Annotated in this window: 18 protein-coding genes; 8 read left to right on the forward strand and 10 right to left on the reverse strand. The window is 62.9% G+C overall.

Annotated elements, in window-relative coordinates; translation table 11 throughout:
* Positions 1-22 precede the first annotated feature (22 nt).
* On the forward strand, positions 23-1,738 hold the full coding sequence (locus FY528_RS14240) for an ArnT family glycosyltransferase (protein WP_187632127.1): 1,716 nt from the start codon (positions 23-25) through the stop codon (positions 1,736-1,738).
* Here FY528_RS14240 and FY528_RS14245 read toward each other — a convergent pair.
* The 3 genes from FY528_RS14245 to FY528_RS14250 are packed head-to-tail and all read right to left on the reverse strand — an operon-like array spanning position 1,700 to position 4,966.
* Positions 1,700-2,620: a glycosyltransferase family 2 protein gene (locus FY528_RS14245; RefSeq protein WP_187632128.1), complete on the reverse strand. Its 921-nt coding sequence runs from the start codon at positions 2,618-2,620 to the stop codon at positions 1,700-1,702. The genes FY528_RS14240 and FY528_RS14245 overlap by 39 nt on opposite strands.
* Positions 2,621-2,624: 4 nt before the next feature.
* Positions 2,625-3,959, reverse strand: a complete 1,335-nt coding sequence (locus FY528_RS21280; RefSeq protein WP_222931822.1) for an MATE family efflux transporter — start codon at positions 3,957-3,959, stop codon at positions 2,625-2,627.
* Positions 3,944-4,966, reverse strand: a complete 1,023-nt coding sequence (locus FY528_RS14250; protein ID WP_149071704.1) for a GNAT family N-acetyltransferase — start codon at positions 4,964-4,966, stop codon at positions 3,944-3,946. The genes FY528_RS21280 and FY528_RS14250 overlap by 16 nt, the downstream gene beginning before the upstream one ends.
* Positions 4,967-5,087: 121 nt before the next feature.
* On the opposite strand from FY528_RS14250, the gene corA reads away from it, so the two are divergent.
* A complete protein-coding gene (gene corA / locus FY528_RS14255; RefSeq protein WP_149071705.1) occupies positions 5,088-6,275 on the forward strand; it encodes a magnesium/cobalt transporter CorA in 1,188 nt (395 codons plus the stop codon).
* Here corA and FY528_RS14260 read toward each other — a convergent pair.
* The 4 genes from FY528_RS14260 to FY528_RS14275 form a co-directional block, all read right to left on the reverse strand.
* Complete coding sequence (locus FY528_RS14260) at positions 6,272-9,034, reverse strand: hypothetical protein (protein WP_149071706.1); 2,763 nt, start codon at positions 9,032-9,034, stop codon at positions 6,272-6,274. The genes corA and FY528_RS14260 overlap by 4 nt on opposite strands.
* Before the next feature lie 83 nt (positions 9,035-9,117).
* Positions 9,118-9,900: a DUF2490 domain-containing protein gene (locus FY528_RS14265; RefSeq protein ID WP_149071707.1), complete on the reverse strand. Its 783-nt coding sequence runs from the start codon at positions 9,898-9,900 to the stop codon at positions 9,118-9,120.
* Between the two features lie 102 nt (positions 9,901-10,002).
* Positions 10,003-10,632: a flavin reductase family protein gene (locus FY528_RS14270; RefSeq protein ID WP_149071708.1), complete on the reverse strand. Its 630-nt coding sequence runs from the start codon at positions 10,630-10,632 to the stop codon at positions 10,003-10,005.
* Positions 10,633-10,747: 115 nt separating this feature from the next.
* Complete coding sequence (locus tag FY528_RS14275; RefSeq protein WP_149071709.1) at positions 10,748-11,344, reverse strand: hypothetical protein; 597 nt, start codon at positions 11,342-11,344, stop codon at positions 10,748-10,750.
* 278 nt (positions 11,345-11,622) lie between these two features.
* Between FY528_RS14275 and FY528_RS14280 the strand changes: the two genes are divergently transcribed.
* From FY528_RS14280 to FY528_RS14290, 3 genes are all read left to right on the forward strand, one after another.
* A complete protein-coding gene (locus FY528_RS14280; protein WP_149071710.1) occupies positions 11,623-12,810 on the forward strand; it encodes a PAS domain-containing sensor histidine kinase in 1,188 nt (395 codons plus the stop codon).
* Between the two features lie 204 nt (positions 12,811-13,014).
* Positions 13,015-13,740 (forward strand): sterol desaturase family protein, encoded by a 726-nt coding sequence (locus FY528_RS14285; protein WP_149071711.1) that lies wholly within the window; start codon positions 13,015-13,017, stop codon positions 13,738-13,740.
* Between the two features lie 156 nt (positions 13,741-13,896).
* Entirely contained in the window at positions 13,897-15,849 is a 1,953-nt protein-coding gene (locus FY528_RS14290; RefSeq protein WP_149071712.1) for a T9SS type A sorting domain-containing protein, read from the forward strand.
* A 171-nt stretch (positions 15,850-16,020) separates the two neighbouring features.
* On the opposite strand, the gene FY528_RS14295 is transcribed toward FY528_RS14290, so the two are convergent.
* Positions 16,021-16,587: a hypothetical protein gene (locus tag FY528_RS14295; RefSeq protein ID WP_149071713.1), complete on the reverse strand. Its 567-nt coding sequence runs from the start codon at positions 16,585-16,587 to the stop codon at positions 16,021-16,023.
* A 328-nt stretch (positions 16,588-16,915) separates the two neighbouring features.
* On the opposite strand from FY528_RS14295, the gene FY528_RS14300 reads away from it, so the two are divergent.
* Positions 16,916-18,592, forward strand: a complete 1,677-nt coding sequence (locus tag FY528_RS14300) for an SBBP repeat-containing protein (protein ID WP_149071714.1) — start codon at positions 16,916-16,918, stop codon at positions 18,590-18,592.
* A 202-nt stretch (positions 18,593-18,794) separates the two neighbouring features.
* Positions 18,795-20,267, forward strand: a complete 1,473-nt coding sequence (locus FY528_RS14305) for an APC family permease (protein ID WP_149071715.1) — start codon at positions 18,795-18,797, stop codon at positions 20,265-20,267.
* Between the two features lie 124 nt (positions 20,268-20,391).
* Here FY528_RS14305 and FY528_RS14310 read toward each other — a convergent pair whose 3' ends face one another.
* Entirely contained in the window at positions 20,392-21,105 is a 714-nt protein-coding gene (locus tag FY528_RS14310) for a carboxypeptidase-like regulatory domain-containing protein (protein WP_149071716.1), read from the reverse strand.
* Between the two features lie 311 nt (positions 21,106-21,416).
* Positions 21,417-21,806 carry a hypothetical protein gene (locus tag FY528_RS14315; protein WP_262384005.1) on the reverse strand — a complete coding sequence of 130 codons (390 nt, stop codon included), beginning with the start codon at positions 21,804-21,806 and terminating at the stop codon, positions 21,417-21,419.
* 171 nt (positions 21,807-21,977) lie between these two features.
* On the opposite strand from FY528_RS14315, the gene FY528_RS14320 reads away from it, so the two are divergent.
* Positions 21,978-23,321 carry an NAD(P)/FAD-dependent oxidoreductase gene (locus FY528_RS14320; protein WP_149071717.1) on the forward strand — a complete coding sequence of 448 codons (1,344 nt, stop codon included), beginning with the start codon at positions 21,978-21,980 and terminating at the stop codon, positions 23,319-23,321.
* Positions 23,322-23,326 lie beyond the last annotated feature (5 nt).

The raw sequence follows: 23,326 nt of genomic DNA on the forward strand, positions 1-23,326 counted from the left end.
TGAATGTGGTTGCTTTGCGGGTGTGAACCGCTCCTTTCTCCGTCTGCCTCACTTCGCGTTGCTGGGCGTGGTGCTGTTTACCACCGTGTTCTTCTGGCTGGCCCACGAGGGGCTGTATGCCTTGGACGACTATTACTACGCCCGCTACGCGCACCAGCTGCTGACGGGCGCCTTTCGGGTGGAGCCCGACCCCCTGGGCCTACTGCACGACCCCCTCAAAGAACGCCCCCTGATTTTTGGTCCGGTGGCGTTGCTATACCGGCTGTTCGGCATTTCGATTATCACCACCACGCTCTGGCCGCTGCTGGCTACGCTGGGGTGCGCAGGGTTGCTATGGGCACTCTACCGGCGGCGCCACCCCGTGACGGCGGCGGGGGCCATGCTGCTGCTGGGGCTGCATTACTTTACCCTTAACCTGGCCACCTACCTCTATCCCGATAATATTCTGATGTTCTGGTGCCTGGCCAGCGCCGCTGCTTTGCTGCAGGGCCGCCGACCGCCGCAAACCCGGCCCGCGGCCTGGGGAGCAGGGTTTGCGGTGTTGAACTTTGCCGCCCTGCTCAGCAAGGAAACCATAGCCTACTACCTGCCCTTTTACCTACTGTTGCTGGGGCGCGACGTGTGGCGGCGTCAGCATCTTCGATTCTGGTTTTCGGCCCTGCTGGTGGGCGGAGCGCTGCTGGCGGGGCTGCTGCTTTTCTACCAACACTATACCCACGATGCCCTCTACCGCCTCCATCTGATTGAGAATACCAACGCCTTCCTGAGTGAGGGCAACTACCTCTCGGGCAACCGGGCCAGCCTGGTGGCGCGCCTGACCTGGCAGCCGGTAGCCTTCTTAGTAGGGAGCGGCCTGGGGGTAGCTTTCCTCCTAGCGGCCTGGGCTGCTGTACCCGCTTCATCTACAGAACAAGGGCCAAACGATGCCCGGTACTGGCTGGCGCTGGGCGGCTGCACGCTGGCTTTTTACTGGTGGGGCAGCACTTCGTTGGCGCACTACAATCCTATTTCATTGTTGCCGCGCATGACCACTCCCCTGCTGCCGCCCCTTTGTCTGGCCGCGGGATTTGGCCTGGAGCGGCTGGTGCGCTCTGGCCGCGGGGCGGGGCTGCTGGGCGGCCTGCTGCTAGGCTCTGCCGCCTGGCTGCACAACGGTGTATCCCTGCTCTACGGCGGCATGGGCTTGTTCTGCCTGCTTCTGACGAGTCGGCAACAGCTACGGGGGTTCTCGCGCTGGCTGGCCCCAGGCTCGGCTTCCCTGGCGGTGGGGGCCACAGCTGTGCTGGGCGCGCTGCTGGTGGTGCGCCCGGCCTACATCATGCTCAAGCCCACCAACTCCGCGCATTTCGCCCAGCAGCGCCTCATCCAGCACCACCTGCAGGGCAAGCCCGGCGGGGTGGTGCTGGTAGACGACTACCTGATTGGCAACTACGACTTTTTCTACGATTTCCGCGTGCCCACTACCCTTTCGTACCGTCGCTACTGGGCTCGCGACTCGGTACAACTAGGTCCGGGGCAGCACGCCTGGCTGCTGCTCAACCGCAGTATCCTGAGCAACGACGAACTCACCCGCAAGCTCATCCGCTACTCCCCCGACTCCGTGCTGAGCTGGTTTCCAAGGCGGCGCCTGTTGGCCCAGGATGGCACCGTGGAGCTATATCAGGTTTCGCTGTCTACTCCTGCCCAGGAGAACAGGCCGTTAGAACCAGCGCAGCACGCGCAGGGCTCCGCCCAGTAGTTGATCGGAAAGCTGCACTGCCCGGAGCTTGTGCAACAGCTGGTACAGCTCCCAGGCACCGGCAAAGCTCCGCCAGCGTGCGGCCTGGTGCATTTCCCAGCGCACCCGTTCGGCCAGCGCCTGCCGCTCCGCAGCCTCGCGGCAGAGCAGCAAGGCTTTCTGGCAGACTTTGATGGTGGACGCCAGGTACGGGTCGTGGGGGCGGTAGCCGCGCCGGGACATGGCCTGGGGGTGGCGGCGCTTTTGGGTGGTCACCTCATCCAGCAAGTAGAACTCCCAGTCGCGGGAAGCCCGTACCCAGAAATCGAAATCCTCATAGGCCAAGGTTTCATCGTAGCCGCCCAGGGCTTCCAGCGTGGCCCGGCGCATCAGCATGGTGGGCGTGCTGATAAAGTAGCGGCGCAGCACGTCGGCAAACACCCACCCGCTGGCCGGCCGGGGCGCCAGAATCCGGCCCTGCCTATCCCGCCGGAAGTGTCGCCTCATCACCCGCCCCTGCTCGTCAATCAGCTCGGCATCGGAGTACACCACACCGTAGCTGCCGGGCAGTTGCTGGAAAGCAGCGACTTGCTTGGCTACCCGCTCGGGCAGCAGCACGTCATCGGTAGCAAAGTCGATAACAAACTCGCCCCGGGTGCGCACCAGACCTTGGTTGAATGCCCGGCAGTTGCCCAGGTTCTCGGGCAGCAGCAGCAGTTGCCAGGTGGGGTTGGCCGCCGCGTATTCCCGCAGAATAGCCGCGCTGCCGTCCGTGCTGGCATCATCTACCAATATAACCTCCAAGTGCGGGTAGGTTTGGGCCCGAATAGAGTCAAGGGCGGGGCGCAGGTAGGGCGCGTGATTGTAGCACAGGGCCACAATGGTTACCAAGGGAGCGGACACCGGGCTAAGCATAACGACTCGGCCACCAAACAGACCTGAAATAAACCAGCCCGCCCAGCAGCACCAGCCCAAAGCGGGCCGCGTGGGCCAGGGGCGCCCCCAGCAGGCCATAGCGGGGCAACAGCACGGCCAGCAGCACCGCATACGCCCCCGCCGACAGTGCCTGCACCAGCACGTACCGGCCTACCTGCGCCCTCGCCGTTAGTAGAAACAGCAGCAGCCAGCTCATGAACTTAGCCCAGTCGCCGAGGAGCTGGGGGCCCAGCAGCGGAGCGGCCGCCGCAAACGAGGTATCAAACAGCAAGGGCAGCAGCCACCCGCGCAGCACATACAAAGCCCCCAGCCCCAGCGCCAGCACTGGGGCCAGCAACGCCAGCACCGTACGCACATACTTCCGCAGCTCCGCGGGTTGGCCCGCCAGCGCCGCCAGGCGCGGGTAGTACACGCTGCTCATCACGGCCGAGAAAACCATGGTATAGTTGTCGGAGAGTTTGGCTACGGCCTGCCACAGGTCGGTCTGGGCCAGGGAAAAGTAGCGAATCAGCAAGCTGCGCATGGCAAAATCCACGGCCTTGCTGAACAGCAGAATGCTGACGGCCATAAGCAGAAAACGCCCCAGCTCCCGTAGGGCCGGCCGGCTCACGGGGCCGCGCAGACGCGGCAGCAGCCCTTGGCGAAACGCTACCCAGACGGTCGGCAGCAGTGTAAGCCCCTGCCCCAGCAGATACGCCAGCAGCAGCGTGGGCACCGACCAGCCCAGGCCCAGTCCCACGCCCACCGCCAGCAGCCCGAATCCGCTCAGCAGCGTGGTCAGCACCACGTAGGCGCGCAGCCGCCCTGCCGCCAGCAGCACCGTTACCAGGTAGGTGTGCCCGGTGAGCACCGCTATGCCCAGGGCAAACAAAGCCACCCACAGCCACGAGGGGCTAAACACCCCGAGCAGTTCCGTACGGCCCAGGGCCAGCACGGCCGCCCCCAGCGCGAGTACCAGGGCATTCAGCACCAGCCCGACGCCAAACCAGACGCGGTACCGCCCTGACCCGGCCCGCAGGGGAGCCAGGTATTTTACTACCCCACTATGCACCCCGTCGTTGGGCAGGGTGGTAAACAAGGCCATCAGGTTCTGAAAATGCGCCAGCAGCGTGAGGCCGCCGGGCCCGCCGTAGAGGGCCAGCAGTTTGTTGAGGGCCAGGGCACCCGCCGTGCGCGCCAGAATGGCTACCCCGGAACCGGCCGAGCCGCGCACGAAGCGCCCTGCCACCGAGGGCTGCTTGTCAGCCGGCGGCGCAGTAGAGGGAGCAGAAGAAAACACGCGGCGCAGCATCAATGGGGTTGGCACCCAAAGGTAAACTTCAGGCTTGGTACGCCTCCCAAGTGTTCCTTGAACCGCAACAGCGAAAAGTTGGGCTCCTGCCCCAGCATGGACGTTCCCAGGTCGAGGAGCGTCATGCCGTTGGCCTGCCCGAAATGGTGCAAACCAGCCGTGAGCAGCACCACCGGGCTAAACGCATTGTAAGCCCGTGGGCTAGCCGGCGCAAAGTTGTAAAGCACTGCCCCGTTCACCCGCACGGCAATGGTGAGGGCGGCCCATTCCCCATTGGCATCCCGTACTGAAAACAGGAAATAGTCGCGGGGGAAGCGGCGGAACAGCGCCTGGAGCCGGGCCAGGTCCACCGAAAAGTGCTGGTTTTTTTCCTGCCGGCACTGCACGATAAACTCGTAGGCGGCGGGCAGCAGCAGGGGCGGCTCCTGCTCGAAGTGCAGGCCGGCGCGCTGGCACTTACGCAAGCGGCGGCGCTCCGAAGGATGCAAAACACCCTCGAAGGAGGTAGTCAAATCCAGATGATAATTAACCTCGGCCAGTTGTATGGCATAGCCCAGGACTGTTAGGCTTTGCGCTAGGCGCACGGCATTACGTGGGCTATAGGCGGCGGGGGCACATTTAATTTCCAGCGTTTCGATGCCCTGCATGCGCAGGTAGTGCTGAGCCGCTTGCAAAAAACGATGCAGCACTTCGCCGGGCACTGCTTCTGCGAGTTGCACTCCGCCAAAAGGAGCCTGATAAGCGTTGCGGGCAGCACCAGCGCCTGTGGCAAACACCGTCAGCCAGCCAATGGTCTGCCTTTTATGGACATCCTCCAGACAAAACAACCATTGCATAGGCGAGGGGGAAGCTACCTCCTGGTAGGCCGGCAGGAGATACAACCAGGGCTCAAAGGCCAAAGGAAACTCGGGGCCTGCGCCCTGCCCTGCCCGCACCCGCACCCGCAACTGGTAGCGCGCGGCCACAGCCGGGAGCGACAGATACACATCAGGAACGGAGGCAATAGACACGTCGCGGAACATGGGAGAAAACGAAAGTACGGAAACCCGGTAGCTCTGATGGCACGCCTAGCCGGTTTTTGGTCTTTTCGGGCTTATTTGCGTAGGAAGCCCCGGCTTTCTTCTCCTTCCTTCGCCTGCTTTCATGGACCCGCAGCTTTCTTCCTCCCTCACCGCTGAGTCCGACGACCCCTCGGAAACCACCCAGCGCAGCCACGTCTCCGACCGTCAGGCCACCCAGCAGGCCCGCGAGCAGGTGGTGGGCCAGCGCCCCGGCACGCTCACGGTCTCGGCCGATGCGCTGGCCCCACGCCTGTTCATGATTTCCTACGACGCCGATGAGTTCATCGAGCACGAGTACGCCAGCTACGACGAGCTATTGGCCTTCTTCCGGCAGAACAGCCACCTGCGCCACTGGATTGACATTCGCGGCTACAACGACCTGGGGCTGATGGAGCGCCTGATGCGCGACTTCGAGCTGCCTGCCCTGCAGATGGAAGACGTGCTCGGCGACTACCAGCGCGCCAAGGTGGAGGAGTTCGGCAACGGCCGCCTGTTCCTGGTTTCGCGCATGACGGACTTCACCTCCCAGCTCGAAGTGGACGACGACCAGCTGAGCCTGTTTACCGGCCCCAACTACGTACTCTCGTTTCAGGACGACTACAACGACTGCCTCGACGCCGTGCGCCACCGTATCCGCTCGGGCCGCAGCCAGATCATGCGCCGTCCGCCCCTCTACCTGGCGTATACCCTCACCGACGTGGTGCTGGACCACTACTTCCCCACCATGGCCGCCATTGGCGACTACATCGAGCATCTGGAGGAACTGATTTTCCGCTCCAAGCGCGCCGACCGCCGCCTGCTGGGCCGCATCCTGCAAGTCAAGAAAGATATTGTGCGCTTTCGGCGGCTGGTGTACCCGGAGCGCGACAAAATCACGGAAATCCTGCGCATGCCCGACGAAGTAGTGTCTGAGGACATGAAGGCCTTTTTCCGGGACTGCTACGACCACGCCATCCAGACCCTCGACTTGGCCGAGAGCTACAAGGAATCCGTCAACAGCCTGGTGGAGCTCTACCTGTCGGACCAAAGCAACCGCATGAACGAGGTGATGAAAGTGCTGACCATCATCAGCTCCATTTTCATTCCTCTAAGCTTTGTGGTGGGCCTGTACGGCATGAACTTCCAGCGCGAGAACCCGCACGGCGGCATCAACCCCCTCAACATGCCGGAGCTCTATCACCCGCTGGGCTACCCGGTGCTGCTGGGCGTGCTGTTAGCGGTGGTGATAGTGCAGCTGGTGTACTTCTACCGGAAAGGCTGGCTTAGCTAGCGCAGCGGCGCGGCTAACGGCAGGCGGCCATCATTGGGCACGAGCACGCGCTTCAGCTGCCGGCCCTGCACGTGGTAGAGCTGCCAGGCATTGGCCCCCACATCGTAGGTGGCCTGCACCCCGCCCACGGTGCTGGGGAAGGTTTGGTTGTTGAGCAGCTGACCCTTGGCATCAAACAAGTACACCTGCTGGGGCCCGGGGTCGGTAATGGCTACGAGCCGGCGGCCAGACCCGTAGTCGAAGAACTGCACCGGCTTTTCGTCGGCCGTGAGGAAGTGGCGCGTGAGCAGGCGCCGCCCCGCCGCGTCGAAGATGGTGAGCTGGCCGGTGGGTTCCTGCCGGGCCACCACGTAGCTTCGCTGCAGCTGATCGGGAATGATGCGGAAGGTGGTACCCCGCGTCCAGGTGCTCAGCCGGTTCCGGTTGAGGATGTACCCGCTCAGGTTGAACTGCACCCGCTCCCCCTGCTGGGTAACCACCGTCAGGCGGCTGCGCTGCAATGTGGGGCCAGCCTCCACGAAGGCAGCCGTGTGCAGACGGGCCCCCACGCTGATGGGGAAGCCGGGATAAGTACCGCCCGCGCGGTCGAAGGCGAAGATGTAGCCATTCTCCAGGAGCACCACCAGCACATCGGAGCCCCCAATAGTGAGGTAGTGCGGCGGGGCGGCCGGGGCAAAGTCCAGCCGCTTGGGCTGCCAGCCCGGCAGGGCGTTGCCGTTGGTGTCGAACAGGAAGAAGTTGCCCCCACCCCCACCCACCAGCAGGCGGGCCGGCTGCCGGCCGTCGGCCCCCGAAGTAACCAGGGAGCTAGCCTGCACCGAGTCGGGCAGGTTCAGGGGAAAATGCGGGGCCGCCCGTCCCTGCACGTCGTAGTGGTACACCCGGCTAGGCGTAGCCACCAGGAAACCCTGACTGCCGCCCAGCGCCAGGCGCCGCACCGGCCCTACCAAAGGCCCATTGAGCGTATCGGACCAGGCAATAATGCCCTCCGGGGTGATGTAGTGGAGCACGTGGGCGCTGTCCTGGGCCAGAATGCCCGGCGTACGGGCGTTGGCCACGCTCACCAGCACAGGCGGGCTCGTCAGGGGCGTGGGAAAGCGCAGGCCACTGGTTTCGCGGGTGAGGGAGCCGGTTTGCGTGGCCACCGTAGCAGCGGGGCGGCGCAGGAGGATCTGCGTGAAATACTGGCCGGCGGGGCCCTCTTCTACTTCGGCGGGCACCAGCTGCAGCGTCACCTGAGGAAAGCGCTTAAACAGGGTTTCGTTGCGCAGTAGCCCCGCCCGCCGCTCTTCCCGCAACCCGCGCAGCAGCACGTTCCAGCTATTCTGCGTGTCCAAGAACAGGCTGAAGCGGGCCAGGGGCTGGGTTTCCTGCAAAAAAGCCACTTGGGTGGGCGAGCGGGTCCAGACGTTGCCCGCCGCCACATCCTGCAGCCAGGGCCGGAGGGCGGCAGGGTCATCGGCGAAGGCCACGTAATGGCCTACCTGCGCTACGGCCCCCGCCGCCGGAAATCCCCCGAACATGGGCCCGAGCAGGCGGGCAGGCACTTCAGGCAAGCCCAGGCTATGAATCTGGTAGGGGCCTACCCGCTCGAAAGCCGGGCTGGCCCCAAGGGCGCGCCGCAGCTGCCCCAGCAGCGTTGCTACCCGGGTGGGGTTCTGGCAGCGCACCAGCACCAGCCGGGCCGGGGCCTGCCGCGGCGAAGGAGCCGCCAGGTAGCACAGGGCCGCCTCTTGGGTAAACTGGCGCCCGAGGCTGTCCAGGGCGCTGGCCGTAGCCGAATCGGGCGCGGCCAGCGGGCGGCCAGTACGCAGGCTGCCCGGCTGCTCTACTCCCAGGTGCATGAGCACGGCCGTGCGCAGGGACACTACCTCGGCCATGCCCAAGCGCTGCGCGGCTTGCCCGTGCACGCGCTGGTGCAGGGCGTCGCGGGCGGTTTCGGGGTTGGTGAAGCCGTTCATCAGCAGCTTGTTGCCCGCCAGCTGCACTTCCAGCAGGCCGTTGCGGCCCAGACCGGTGAGCACCTGCGCGCTGGGCCGGAGCTCGGGCCGAAAAAACACATCCAGAAAGGGCGGCAGCTGGCGGTAGTTCACCAGCAGGGTAGCATCTACCTCCCGCAGCTGCAGGTAGTCGATGTTGCGGAAGTCGGCCGCTACGGAGGCTTGGCCGGGGTGGCCAATGCGGGCAATGACCTTCTCAATCAGGCCCGGGTTGCTGCTGATGATAAGATGGTTGCGGTAGTTGAAGTACGTAACGCCGCTGCCGTTGCCGCGCTCCTGCACCGCCGTGAGCACGTGGCCCTGGTAGGTGCGGCTGCTGACGCGAAAGCGCGGATGGCGGGCCAAGGCTTCGGCGGCGGCGCGCACCTGCCGGTATTCGCGCACCGTGTTCAACGGCACCTGGTACAGCAAATCGAAGGAGCCCGGCCCGGTGATGTGCACGGAAGCCAGCACCGTTTTGCGGCCCAGGAAGCGCAGCAGGTTGTGGCGGCTGTTGGTCAGGGAGTCGAGCAGCTGGGCGTTTTCTTCCACTTGCTGGAAGTAAGGCAGCGCGGCCAGGTTGTCCCAGAGCTGGGTTTCCCGCAGGTGACGCACCAGGGTGGGATGGTCGCGGGTGGCCAGCACCAGCACGGCGTCGTCCGGCACCAGGGACCAGGCATCTACGGGTACCTGCGCCACGGTGCGGCGGTAGTACACGTAGGAGCCGAGCGCGGTAAGCAGCAGCAGCCCCGCCAGAAACACCAGTAGCTTATTCGACATGCAGCACGGGGCGGGAGGAAAATCGGAAGCGGCAAAGGTAACGACCTATTCGCTGCCCGCCGGCCAGGAGCCTGCGCCCGGGCTTAGTCCTGCTGGGAGGGCAGGTGCTCAGGCACGGCGGTGGCGGCGCGGTGGGCCAGGCGGTACGTCAGGGCCAGCACCACGTTGTGCTTGGCCGAGGTAACCTGCGGAACAAAATGCCCTTGCTTGTAGGCTGGCAGGTTGTAGTTGGCCTGGTTTACCCAGCCGGCCTGGGCCGTGAGGTGCTTGTTGAACTGGTAGCCGGCCCCGGCGTACACCCGGTTGCGCTCAAACACCGGCCCCTTCGGGTTAAGGAAGATTTCATCGTACACCGACAGGAAGACCGTACCGGGGCCGATGGCGCTTTTGTTGAGGGGCAGAAACGTGTTGAGGCGGTAGCGCAGGCGGTTGCGGGTACCGGTACTGTCGCCGCTGTAGTTAAACCAGCGCTGCTCCAGGCGGTAGCGGTGCTCTACCCGCAGCCGCGCCATGTACTGGTTCAGGGTAATCTGCAGCCAGAGGCGCGCCTCGGTGTTCAGCGGCCCCTCGCCCACTTCCTTTGGCTTGTAGGTGGCGTAGCGCCCCCCCGCCAGCATCACGGTGAAGTTCTTATCGAGGTCGTAGCTGACGCCGCCCTTCAGCTCGTGGTAGAAGTACTGCGAGAACAGGCCATTGGTGCGCACCTGCACCTCGCCGAAGCCGCCCCACTTTTTCTCGGGCGTGCCGGGCAGCTGCACCGTGCCGATAAACCAGCTGCCCCAGGTGCCCGGCGTCTGGGCGCGGCTGAGGGTGGCTTTTCCTACCATTGCCCCCAGGAGGCCCACTGCGCACACGGCTTTGTTCATGACAAGTGCTGGTTTTTAGCGCGGCGAAGGTACAGGAGAACCTGAAAAATCACCGCAGCCTGTCCCAACTTCTTTCCCGCCCCCCGGCCGCCCGGGCGTAGGCTAGCGACCCACGGGTGGCTGCCCCACGCGGGCGTAGTCGAAGCGCACCGGGGGCTGCACGGCGTGGTAGCCGTCGAGGCCCGAAATGCAGGTAGTGCCCAGGGCTTCCAGGTCCAGGGTACCATCGGGGCGCAGGCCTTCTTCGTGCAGGTACACGTGCTCTACCGCCCCCACCAGCAGCACCGTGCCGTTGGAGAGGGGCACCTGCTGCTGCAGGCGCAGCCCGATGCTCACCGGACTCTCGGCCACGTAGGGTGCGGCAAACCCGTCGCGGTACACCGGGGTGAACCCGCAGGCCGCAAACTCCGATACCTCGGGACCGAAGTTGGCGGAGGTATAGTGCGCGGCCGCGGCCCGGGCAAGGGGCACGTGGTTGAGGGTATAGCAGCCGCTGCTGAGCAGGTTCTGATAGGTATGCCGGGGCACCGTAGCCGGCCGCGTAACCAGCCCCAGCAAAGGTGGGTCGGAGCCCAGATGCAGGGCCGAGCTGAAGATGGCCAGGTTGGTGACGCCATCGGGGGCCGCCGTGCCTACCAGGTTGGCGGGCTTAAACCCAGGCAGACTGTTGACCAGATTGAGACGGTAGATTCGCTCCGCCGCGTGGATGTCGGCAGCCGTGAGGTGTAGCATAGCAGGTCGCGTAAGAAACTCAACCATGCAGACCAGCGGCCGGCTGCTTTGTTTCGACTGCCGGCATTTTTCCTGGCCTCCGGGCTTATTTTTCCGGCCGGTCTACGTCCGTAAGCTAGCCCTTCTGCTGCATCACCCGCAAGTCCAGCTGCGAAAGCGAAAACGACTCCTTGCTGTACTTGGCCGGGTCGTTGAGCTTATCCAGCGGGTGCGCGTTGTCGATGGCGTATTCGTTGGCCACCAGCTCCACCGTGTTGCCCTGGGTGCGCACCACTTTCAACAGGCTGTACTCGCCGGCCGAGTCGTTTTCGCGCACGGTGTAGATGTCGCCCACCTGCGGGGCAGCCAGGTAAGCCGCATTTTCCTTTTGGTCGCGCCCACTCGCCCACAGCCCCCAGGCAGCCAGCAACAGCAGCACTACCAGCCCCGACCAGTGCCACCAAGGGGCCATGGTCTGCTTCTTGAGCGTTTGGAGGTCCTCCCGGATGTTGGTGGCCTCGGGAGGCAGCTCTTTCAGGGTCCAGGCCCCCTTGCAGTGCAGGCACTGCGCCACGGCGGGTTTGGCATAGGGCACTAGCGGCACCCAGTAGATGTGGGCGTAACGGCTGAACACGCTCAGGCTCAGTTGCCCGGGGTTGGCGCAGGCCGGGCAGGCCAGCGCCGGCGCCGCCACGGTGCGCACGTGGGAGCCATTGGTTCCGTAAATAATCATTGACGGTAGTAGTATGGGTAACGGGTAAGACCCAAAGGTAGAAACCGCGGCCGGGCGGCCACCGGCTTTATTTTGCCCGCCTACTCTGCCAAGCTGCCCTTGCCTGACTGCGGCAGCTCTGGTCTGCCCCTAGCCGGCCCAAGCAGGCCCCCGATTGCACGGCCGAACAAGCTACTTTTCAGGCGGCCCGCACTTCCTGTCAGAAAGCGGTACCTTACTGCCTCGCTTGTAGTAGCCACCAGCAGGTTGCGGGTTGATTATTGCTTCCCCCGACTTGTATGCCCGACTCTACTTCCCGCCCGCCCGCCGCCCCTGCCCTTGAGGCCGAACTTCAGCGCCTGCGGGCCGAGAATGAACGCCTGCGGGCGGCGCCCAACGCGGCCTACGAGCAAAGCCAGGTGCGCTTTCGTACCGTGTTCGAGAACACGCCCCTGGGCCAGAAAATCATCGACCCCGACCTGAACATTCTCCAGGCCAACCAGGCCCTGGCCGATATGCTGGGCTTTGCGCGGGCCCAGGAGCTGGTGGGTAAGCGCATTCTCGACTTTGCCCACCCCGACCACCGAGTCGACTGGGAAAAGCTCCAGACAAGCCTGTGGGCCCACAAGGAGCCCTACTTTGTGCTGGAAACCTGCCTGGTGCGGCAGGATGGCACCTCTTTCTGGTGCCAGGTCACGTCCGTGCTGTTCCCCGACGACGGCGGCGAGCTGGGCTACACCACCCTGGAGGATATTTCCGAGCGCAAGAAATTGGCTATAGCGCACCAGCGCCTCTACGATGCCCAGGAAACCATCCTGCACCTTGCCGCCCACGACCTGAAAAGCCCCATCAGCAACATCCAGCTGCTGATTGACTTGCTCAGGCGCGAAGAAGCCCTGCAGCTGCTGCAGCCAGCCGACGCCCAACACAACGTACACAAGCTTTTGAGCTTGATTGAGCAGGCCTGCACGGAGGCCGAGGTACTGCTGAAAGACGTGCTCTACCTGGGGCAGCTGGAAGCTACCAAGCTGGAAACCCACCAAACCAACCTGGGCGCTTTTCTCACCGAGCGGCTCCTGGTTTTTCGGGTAGTGGCGCAGGACAAAGGCATTACCCTGGAGCTGGACCTGCCCCAAGTCCCGCTGATGGCCAACATCCACGCCGATAAGTTTGGCCGCATCCTCGACAACCTGCTCACCAACGCCATGAATTTTACGCCACCCGGCGGCAGCATCTGCGTGCGCCTGCAGCAGCACGAAGGGAACATCCGGCTGGTGGTGAAGGACACGGGCCTGGGCATTCCGCAGGAGCTGCAAGCGAAGGTGTTCGACAAGTTCAGCACGGCGTCCCGCTCCGGCCTCTACGGCGACACCACCACCGGACTGGGCCTGTTCATCACCAAGCAGATTGTGGAGCTGCACGAGGGCAAAATCTGGCTGGAAAGTACGGAGGGCGAAGGCACCACCTTCTTCATCGACCTGGCGTAGCGCACAGGTACAGCAGCAACAAGCAGTCCGTGCGCTAAGCCAATGCCGCGCATACTCGCAGGATGAGTGCCGTAAAAACAGACCGTCATGCTGAGCTTGTCGAAGCATCTCTACCGCTGGCTAATAATAGCGCCGTTGCCCTCAGCCCCAAGCTGCCAAAACGGGTATCTTGCGCCGCTGGGCCACCTATTGCCCGCTCCCCCAATGGCCCTGCTCGATTTCCTGAAAGAACTGCCCTGGCAGGTGGCCCTGCCCCTGTTCCTGGTCGAAAACCTGCTGGTCTTGTTGCTGGCCGTGGGCTTCGGGTACCTGCTCCAATGGCTGTTTGGCCGGACCCGGGCGTTGGGGCCGCTCTACCAGCCGGTGACGCGCCCGGAAATCGGGCTGGCTGCCTGCACCCTGCTCCTTAACACCGGCATTACCTACGCGGGCTGCTGGCTCTGGCAGCAGGGGCTTATCCAGATCCGAACCGGCGTTTCTTACCGGGTGCTGCTCGATTTCCTCGTGCTGTTCCTGGGCATGGACCTGCTCATGTATGTGTTCCACTACCTCATTCACCACACCGTGCTCTACCGCTGGGTGCACGGCCTGCACCACCACTACACCGCCCCCCAGCCTATTGACCTGTTTGTGCTCCACCCCATCGAAACGGTAGGCTTCGGCGGGCTGTGGCTGCTGCTGATGTACGTGTACCCGGCCAGCTTTGCCGCCATTGTGGCCTACCTCACCGTGAACGTGCTGTTTGGGGTGCTGGGCCACTGCGGCGTCGAGCCGTTTCCGGCTTCCTGGGCGCGCCACCCCCTGCTCAGGCACCTGGGCTCCTCCGGCTTCCATTTCCAGCACCACCAGCACGACACCCACAACTTCGGCTTCTACACCTCCCTCTGGGACTGGCTGTTCGGCACGTACGCGGGGCCTTCATCCTCTTGAGTTTACTAATATTGCTTCAGCCTGATATTCTGCCCTATGAGTTAACTCTGCGCTAACAAGAGCCAAAGTTGGAGAGTTGTCAGAAATACTATGATCTTCCGGTATACTTGAACAACCGTTGTCTCCTTGCTCATTATTTAATTTAATCAAGCGCCTATGCGTCTTTTTACAATCCCTGCTATCGTCAATCAGCTTGGCTTTCTGATTTTATTAGGCATAACTATTCTCACACCCTACGCAGGGCACGCTCAAACAGTCGAGTTTGGCCACGCTGTGTCCGCTGGGCACACACGAAATCGGGGGGAAAGCTGGGGAGGAAGATTGGCCGTCGATACGGATGGCAATATCTATGTGGTCGGGAGCTTTGGCGGTAGTCTATACTTTGGCGACCTGGAGTTAATAAGCTATAGAAATCAGACAAACATGTTTGTAGCCAAGTTTGATGCTCGGGGTAATTACCTCTGGGCTAAACAGGTTGGAGGTTCTTCCCGTCCCTCTGTCACTGCCGTAGACGTTGATGCGCAAGGGAATGTATACGTTGCGGGATCCTATGGCAATGAAGCTGTCTTTGGCACCATCATCCTACCAGCTTCCTCCAATCAACGGGCTAACGTCTTCGTAGCCAAGCTCGATACGAACGGCAATTGGCTGTGGGCCACACAAGGGGGCAACAATGGCGAAGCCTATGCGTCGGCCTTGGTAGTGGAGGAAACAGGCAGCTTGCTGGTAGCAGGTGGATTTAGCAGTACTCAAGCTACTTTTGGCTCCTCTATCCTTACCAATGCTTCTGCTGTTGGTGGCAGCACCGATATTTACGTGGCTCAACTCGATGCTAACAATGGTCAGTGGCTTAAGGCTCAGAGCATAGGTTCTCCTGCTATCGAATCCATTCATTTCATGGATTTAGACGCCGCTGGTAATGCCTACATAGGTGGCACGTTTCAGGGCGCCAGCTTTCAGATTGGTAGCACCTTGCTGACTAACGCTGCCCCGAACACTAATGACGTCTTTGTGGCAAAGCGTACGCCTATGGGCAGTTGGTCGTGGGCAGCCAGTGCAGGCGGTATCGACCATGAAAGTATACTGGGCATAACCGTTGAGCGCAGTGGTCAGGTCTATATCACAGGTAGCTTATCTAGTCGGGTATCTATGTTTGGCACTACTACGTTGGACAATAAAGGTCAGGAGAATACTATCGACACCTATGTTGCAGCCTTAAAGGAAGATGGTACTTGGCGCTGGGCAACGCAGAGTGGTAGTGACGCGCATGACTTTGCCAGCGGTATCGTGCTTACCCCGAATGGGGACTTGGTAGTGGCAGGAGGTTTTTTTGGCCCAACTATGCAGATAGGGTCAACCACGTTGAAGAATTCTGGCTCTGAAACCACGGAAGACCTCTACGTAGCCAGGCTCAGTTCAGCCGGGCAATGGCTGGGCGCCAAAAGCACCGGTGGTGAGGCCGATGAAGAAGTATACCGCGCAGTTCTTATGCCTGATGGGGGCATTTGCTTATTAGGCAATTATTGGGGCCAAGCTGCTTTTGGCACTACCACTTTAGCAGGTGGTGGCTTACCCAACATCTTTTTAGCTTGGCTTGACGATAACCAAGCAGTACCGGCTGTTGCCAGCTTGGCTCCTAACAGTGGTGCTCCTGGGCAGGAAGTTACCCTCAATGGCTCTGGCTTTGTGGGGGTCAGGGAGGTATACTTCAACGGAGTTCCGGCGGCGGCACTGCGCGTACAATCATCAACTCAACTCTTGGCTAAAGTGCCTGAGGGAGTTATATCGGGCCCCATCAGTGTGCGCACTAGGGTGGGCACAGGCGAGTCCAGTAGTTTCTTTCACGCAGCAGTCTCTACGGCCACTGCATCGGCCGCAGCTAACTCTTTCACGCTGTACCCCAACCCTGCTACTAACTGGCTGACCCTCTCTATCCTTCCTGCCGGCAGCCGCATCCAACTGCATGATGCCCTCGGCCGCGTAGTGCGCGCAACTTCTCTGACCGCACAAAAACAGGTATCCGTTGTGGGCCTCACGCCTGGCCTCTACACCCTGCAGGCTACCGATGCGCAGGGCCGCCGGTATACCAGTCGCGTGCAGGTTCAATAAGCTTTTTCAGCCCAAAACAGCCGCCCCGTAATCCGGGGCGGCTATTTGTATTTTTCCGTAGTGCAGGGTTTGGAGAAGATTCGGAGTGGGTTCGGTGTGCCTTCGGTCAAACTGGCCACTTTACCTAATCCGAGCTGGAGCTACAAGTTGTACTCCACCGGGAAGCAACAACTACAAGGTGCGGGTAGTAGTGCTCAGGTTGCCGGGCTTATCCGTGGCCCAGATGGTTATTTTGTCGCCCGCCAGGGAAGCGTTGGCTTTCTTAGCGGTGAAGGTCCAGTCCAGGCCGTTGGCGTCCGGCACGGCGGCACCTTCCTCCACCAGCGTCCCGTCACTGTTCTCGATGCGCACCGTCACGGCCTGCACCCGGAAATCATCCGTCACCCGCACCCGCAGCGTGTCGCCTATTTTGCCGGTATAGTACGTCAGGTCGATTTCGTGAATGTCGGGAGCCTGCATAAAGTCGGCTACGGCGATGGTGTAGGCAGTACTACCATCTTCGTCGCGGGCAGCCTCATACGCGGCCTTGCTGGCGGGGTCTGCCAGTTGCGCCTTGGCATAGAGGGCCGCCTGCTGAAACTGCTCCCGCTGGGCCAGCTGCTTGGCCGTGGGCGCCTTGTCCGTTTCGCGCGGGGCCGCCGATACAATGGTTCGGTCGCCCACCTGCCGGAATACCAGCGTGCCGCCGATGGTGCCGCTCAGGCCCTGGGTGATAATGTTGTTCTTAACGCGTGCCATAAACGTAAATAAGTGAAAGGTGAATAATGCCTGCCTAACGCCCTCCCGCTTGCTAGTATTATACATTCGCTATATGTTTTTTACGGTCGGTACCGGGCCCCGCTGGTACCCGGGCCGTGTGGCCGGCCTCGCCGGTAACTCGTTGCCCGTGTTGGGTATCCGCGTCGTTGCCGTTGTGAGGTAGCCCGGGTACTGCGGCCCGGCCGCAACCGCTAATTTCATGGGCTGATAGCAGAGTAGTAATTTACCTGCTCGTATAGCGCCCACACTTCCTTTCAACTTGCGTGCGGCTGCCCACAACGCTGTTATTCCCATCTCCTTCGTTTTTATGCCCCTTTCTACTTCCGCTTTTCTTCGCGGCTCGGCCCTCCTGCTCACGGTGCTGGGCTGTAGCTCCGGAGCCTGGGCCCAAACAGCCCCCACCTGGCAAGCCGCCTATAACATGGGAACAGGCTCGCAGTATGCCACCATGATAGGAGTAGATGCCGCTGGCAACACCTACGAGGTGGGCGGCTTTACCAATACGACCACCATAGGCACTACCACGCTCACCAGCCTGGGTAACGTGGATGGCTACCTGGCCAAATACGCCCCCGATGGTACCGTGGCCTGGGTACGGCAACTGGGCTCCCCCGGCAACGACCTGGCCGTGGCCTTAGCCCTCGATGCGGCCGGAAATCCCTACATCACGGGCAACTTTTCGGGTACTATCTCGCTTGGCAACGGCCTCACCCTGGAGGATGGGGCCAGCACCACGGGCAAGTCTTTCGTGGTCCGGTACACCCCCGACGGCACCCCCACCTGGACCCGGCAGAGCGTCCCCAGTACCCGCACCAATGGGGGCAACGACCTAGACCTGGATGACCAGGGGCACGTAGTCGTCTCGGGCATTTACAGCAGCAGCCTCAGCATCGGCTCCACCAACATCACCTATCCCGGGCCGATGGGTACCCCTGGCTCCTTTGGCACCTACCTGGCCCGCTTCGACGCCGCTACCGGAGAGTTACAGTCGCTCACGCCCAGCGTGTTCTATGTCCCAGCTGCCGGCACTACCTCCGCTACCTACGCTGCTCCCCGCGTCACGGTGGCTCCTACGGGAGAAATGTATCTGCTCACGGTTTTCACCCAGCCCGCTGTGGTGGGTAGCACCACCTTCACTACCCGGGGCGAAAACGACATCCTCCTGGTGAAATACGATGCGGCCGGCACACCGCAGTGGGCCAGGCAGCTGGGTGGCCCCGCCGCCGACTACAACGGGGAAGGGCTGGTAGATGCGGCTGGCAACCTCTACCTGGCGGGGGGCTTTACCGGTGAAGCCAACTTCGATGGTAAAACCGTCACCAGCGCGGGTAACTTCGATGGGTTTCTGCTCCGCTACTCGCCCGAGGGCAGCCTGCAGTGGGTAAGCACCTCCGGTGGCCCCGGCTCCGATGGCTGGAGTGGCCTCGCACTGGACGAGGCCGGCTACCCGTACCTTTCCGGCAACTTCGCCGAAACTGCCCACCTAGGCACCAGCACTGTTACCAGTGCGGGCAGCCGCGACGCGCTAGTGGCGGCCTACACCCCCCAGGGACAGGTGCGCTGGACCCAGCAGGCCGGCGGCACCGGCTTCGACAACGCCCGCCAGCTTGGGTTCGACGCCAACGGTATCCTGCACGTCCTGGGGTCTTTTGAAGGCACCAGCGCCTTCGGGACACTGTCGCTCAGCACCGGCGCCCGAACCACGTTTCTGGCCCAGCTCGGAGGTACGGCACTGGCCGTGCACCCGAGCCAGACCACGCAACTCAGCGCCTATCCCAACCCCGCCTACCACGTAGTACACCTGCCGGGTTTGCCTACCGGCACCTCCGTCCGTTTCGTTGATGCTCTTGGCCGCCTAGCATACCAAGCGCCCATCAGCGCAACCGGACAGGTAGCGGTGATGGGCCTCAAGCCCGGCCTCTATACCCTGCGCGCCACCGATGCCCTGGGCCGCCGCTACACCAGCCGCGTGCAGGTACAGTAGTGCCCGCCTGCCCCCCCATTCCCCATAGCTGAGCGGTAGGCCAACAGGGCGCGCTACGCCCGCTGGTCTGTAGTTGGGTCGTGCCCGCCCCGGATGCTGTGTTGTCGGCCTGCGGGAGCTTAGTGGGCTGCCTTCCTGTCGGGCTTCGCTATATCCCCCCGTCAATTCCTATCTTCCGCCCAAACTTCACCTTCCCCCCTCTATGCCCGAAGAACAGCAAGGCCACTTTCAGCGCGCCATCACCCTCTTTGACGCCATCATGATTGTGACCGGGAGCATGATTGGCTCCGGTATTTTTATTGTGTCGGCCGACATTGCCCGCCAGGTAGGCAGCAGCGGCTGGCTCTTGGTGGTATGGCTGCTCACGGGCGTCATCACCATGGCCGGGGCCGTGAGCTACGGGGAGTTGGCCTCCATGTTTCCGAAGGTCGGCGGCCAGTACGTGTACCTGCGCGAAGCCTTTGGCCGCCTCACCGCCTTCCTCTACGGCTGGACGCTGTTTCTCGTGATTCAGACCGGCGTAATTGCCGCCGTGGCCGTGGCCTTCGCCAAGTTCACGGGGGTGCTGGTGCCCTGGTTTTCGGTGAAGAACGTGCTGTTCCGCCTCGGGCCGTTTGACTTCAGCAGCGTACAGCTGCTGGCCATCATCCTCATTGTGGGCATCACGGCCCTCAATGCTCAGGGCGTGCGCACCGGCAAGCTTATTCAGAACGTGCTGGGCTCCACCAAGCTGGTGGCCTTGGCTTTGCTCATCATCGGCGGCCTGGTGCTGGGCCTCAACGCCGAAGCCGTGCAGGCCAACTTTGCCGATATGTGGACGGCCACCCGCTACCCCGCGCCCGGCGTCACGGCCTCGCCCCTGCCCCTAAACCTGTCCGGCCTCGTGGTAGCCATCGGCATGGCCATGACCGGCTCCCTGTTCTCCTCCGACTCCTGGAACAACATCGGCTTCGCGGGCGAGGAAATCGTGAACCCCGAGCGGACGCTGGTGCGCAGCATGGCCACCGGCACCGCCATCGTCACGGCCCTCTACATTCTGGTGAACGTGGTCTACCTGCTGGCTTTGCCCCTGGTTGGCTCGCCGGAGGCTACTACCCTGGCTGGCCGCGGCATCCAGTACGCCACCGACGACCGGGTAGCCACCGCCGTAGCCGAGCACGTGCTGGGGCCGGTGGGTGCCATCGTTATGGCCGTGCTCATCATGCTCAGCACCTTCGGGGCCAACAACGGCATTATCCTGAGCGGGGCCCGCGCCTACTTTGCCATGGCCAAAGACGGGCTGTTCTTCTCCGGCCTGGCCCGCCTGAATGCGGCCGGTGTGCCGGCCCGCGCCCTCTGGGTGCAGTGCCTGTGGGCGTCCCTGCTGTGCCTAAGCGGCTCCTACGGGCAGCTGCTCAACTACGTCATGTTCTCGGTGATTCTGTTCTACGTCATCACCATCATCGGCATTTTCGTGCTGCGCCGCACCCGGCCCGAGGCCCCGCGCCCCTACCGCGCCTGGGGCTACCCCCTGGTGCCGGGCCTCTACGTGGCCCTGGCCTCGGCCTTCTGCATCATCCTGCTCCTGGCTCCCGACACGGCCGAGTACTCCCGCTACGGTCTGCTGCTGGTCGCCCTGGGCGTGCCGGTGTACTACATCTTCCGCAGCCGCCTGGGCAATACGCCGGCTGCCTAGGGCTGCTCCAGCGGTGTGCTATACAGGCTGCACAAAAAAAGGCCCCGGCGGTAAGCCGGGGCCTTTTTACGTTTGGGGTTATCTGGCTTCTTTTCTGCGTTTCAGACAGAGGGTCAAGACTGCTCTAGCGGCGGCGGCGCTTCGCCCCGTCCTTGGGCAGCAGGGTTACGTTGACAGCCTGGCCCGTGCGGGCCCGGGTTACCTGGTCCTGGTAGCCGCCGTAGCCGTAGGTTAGGGTGTTTTCGCCCACGGGTACCTCAATGGTGTAGTTGCCGTTGGCGTCGGTGCTGGCAATTTTCTTCGAGCCGTTCAGGAACACCGTGGCGCCGGCCAGGGGCTGCCCATCCTCATCCAACACACGGCCCTTGAGGTTGGTGGTTTGGGGAGCTTCCTCCACGGCAGGCGCCGGGGCGGGTGCAGCGGCCACCACCGGGGCTTCTTCTACGGGAGCCGCCGCGGGGGCGGCATCGGCCGCCGGCGCGGCAGCTACGGTGGCACTACCAGCAGTGGCGGGAGCCGCCGTTTTGGTTGTGGTCGTTGTCTTCACGGTGGTCGTTGCAGCATCGGCCGCAGCAGCCTCTTCCGTGGTAGCCTCAGCCGCCGCAGGCTTCTCCGAGGTCCCAGTCACGCTGGCCTCCCCATCGAGCAGCACTGCCCCGGCAAAAGACGTCGAAGTACCATCGGCTTTCTTGGTGGTGCCGGGGGCAAAGGCAATGCCCAGCCCAGCCAGCAGCAGCACCGCGCCCACAATAAGGCCAAGGCGCGTGTTGCCGGCGGAAAGGGCGCGCTCTTCTTCTTCCCAGGCAGCGTTATCGTTTTCGTAAGGGTTCTGGCTCATACGCAGTAGCAAGAGGTTATGGGGTGGATTACAAAAAGGTTAGAATTCGGAACGAAGTAGTCAGGTTGGGGGCGAGGTGCCCGAGCAGCCGGACTTGAGTTGCTAAATATATTTTGTCGGAGGGTGATAATCCTAATTTTTTTTCAATCTGCTTTTTTCTTTCTTCAACCTATTATCCTACTCTTCACGGCCGGAGGCTCCTTTTGGGGTGGATGCGTGGGTTGTGCTTCACCCTGAAATACAAAAAACCCCGCTCAGGGGCTGAGCGGGGCTGGTGGGGCATACACCGGTGCGTTTTGCCGGGTGGGTGCCTAGTCGTGTGCGGGCTTGGCCGGGCCCGAGGGAGCTGCTTCCCCAAACTCCTGGTCGCGGGTGCGAATGGGGCTGCCCATCTCGTAGCTGCCCTCTTTGTCGAAGCCGGGTCCCTGCTGCTGTTCGCTCACGGGGGCCGAGCCGTGGTCATTGGCGCCGTAGGGCGTGGTATCGTCGCCGTTGATGTGCAGGTTTTCGAGCTGGTCTTTCTGGTTATTGCGCTGGTCGTAGCCATTGGCTCCTATGTTGCGCTGGGCCGAAGGGTCGCTGGACTGCTTTTCGTTGCTTTGGTCTTCCTTGTACTCCCGCTCCTTTTCGAGCTGCTCGTTGTGGGCGGCTTTATTTTCGGAGGCGGGCACGTTTTCGTTCTGGTTGGTGGGCGTTGCCATAGTATTTCGCTGGTTGAAGGGTGATGCTTCCTCCTACGCGCGGGGCGCGGCATAGTTCCAAGGAAACGCCCCCGTCTACATCCGCCGGGGCCGGCGCGTGCGTATGGCAGGTGGGCCCGGTTTTCTGCTCATCTTTGCCAGCATTCCGCTGGCTGTCTTTCCCGCTTTTTTATGCACCTGGTTATCATCGGCAATGGCATTGCGGGCGTGAGCTGCGCCCAAACCGTGCGCCGCCTGCAGCCCGAGGCCCGCATCACGCTGGTTTCTTCGGAAAGCCCGCACCACTTCTCCCGGCCGGCCCTCATGTACCTCTACATGGGCCACATGCGCTGGGAAGAGGTGAAGCCCTACGCCGACTGGTACTGGCCGGAAAACCGCCTGGAGCTGGTGCACGACCACGCCACGGCCATTGACGCGGAAAAGCGCCTAGTGCACCTGGCCGCCGGCCCGCCCCTGGCCTACGATGCCTTGCTCCTGGCTACCGGTGCCACCACACGCTACGCCGACTGGCCCGGGCAGCAGCTAAGCGGGGTGCAGGGCCTGGTTTCGAAAGCTGATGTAGAGCTGATGGCGGCCACTACCCCCGGCGTGCAGCAGGCGGTGGTGGTGGGCGGTGGCCTCATCGGGGTAGAGCTGGCCGAGATGCTGCACGCCCACCGCATTCCGGTCACCGTGCTCGTGCGCGACGCCCACTACTGGGGCTCCGTGCTGCCCCCGGAAGAAGCTGCCTTGGTTGATGCGGAGTTCCGCCGACATGGCGTGCAGGTGCAGTACCGTACTGAGTTGGCCGAGCTCCTGGGCGACGAGGGCGGCCGGGTGCGGGCCGTGCGCACCTCCACGGGCCAGGAGCTACCCGCCCAGTGGGTGGGCATTGCCACCGGAGTACAGCCCAACCTAAGCCTGGCGCAGAGTGCCGGCCTCGACACCGACCGGGGCGTGCTAGTAGATGAGTTGCTGCAAACCTCCGTGCCGGGCATCTACGCCGCCGGCGACTGCGCCCAGCGCCGCCTGCCCCCGCCCGGGGAGGCGGCTATTGAGCCCCTCTGGTACACGGGCCGCATGCAGGGCGAAACCGTGGCCCACACCATCTGCGGGCACCCTACGCCCTACCGCCGGGGCCCGTGGTTTAACTCGGCCAAATTCTTCGACCTCGAATACCAGACCTACGGCGTGGTTCCGCCCCGCTCCGTAGAAGGCCAGGCCAGCTTCTGGTGGCAGCCCGACCGCGGCCACTGCGGCCTGCGCCTGCACTACCGCCTCGACGACAACCTCACCCTTCTTGGTTTAAACGCTCTGGGTTTGCGGCTGCGCCACGCGGTCTGCGACGGGTGGCTGCGCCAGGGGATATCGGTGCGCCACGCCCTGGAGCACTTGGGAGAAGCTAACTTCGACCCGGAGTTCTTCCCCCAGCACGAGGAGGCGGTCCTGGCTGCCTTCAACCGACAAAACCCGACGCTACCGCCCTTGGTTTTACGTCGTCGCAAGGGCCTGCTGACCCGCCTTTTTTCCGCCTAGCCTTC

It is taken from the genome of Hymenobacter lutimineralis (assembly GCF_008271285.1).
Lineage (GTDB): Bacteria > Bacteroidota > Bacteroidia > Cytophagales > Hymenobacteraceae > Hymenobacter > Hymenobacter lutimineralis.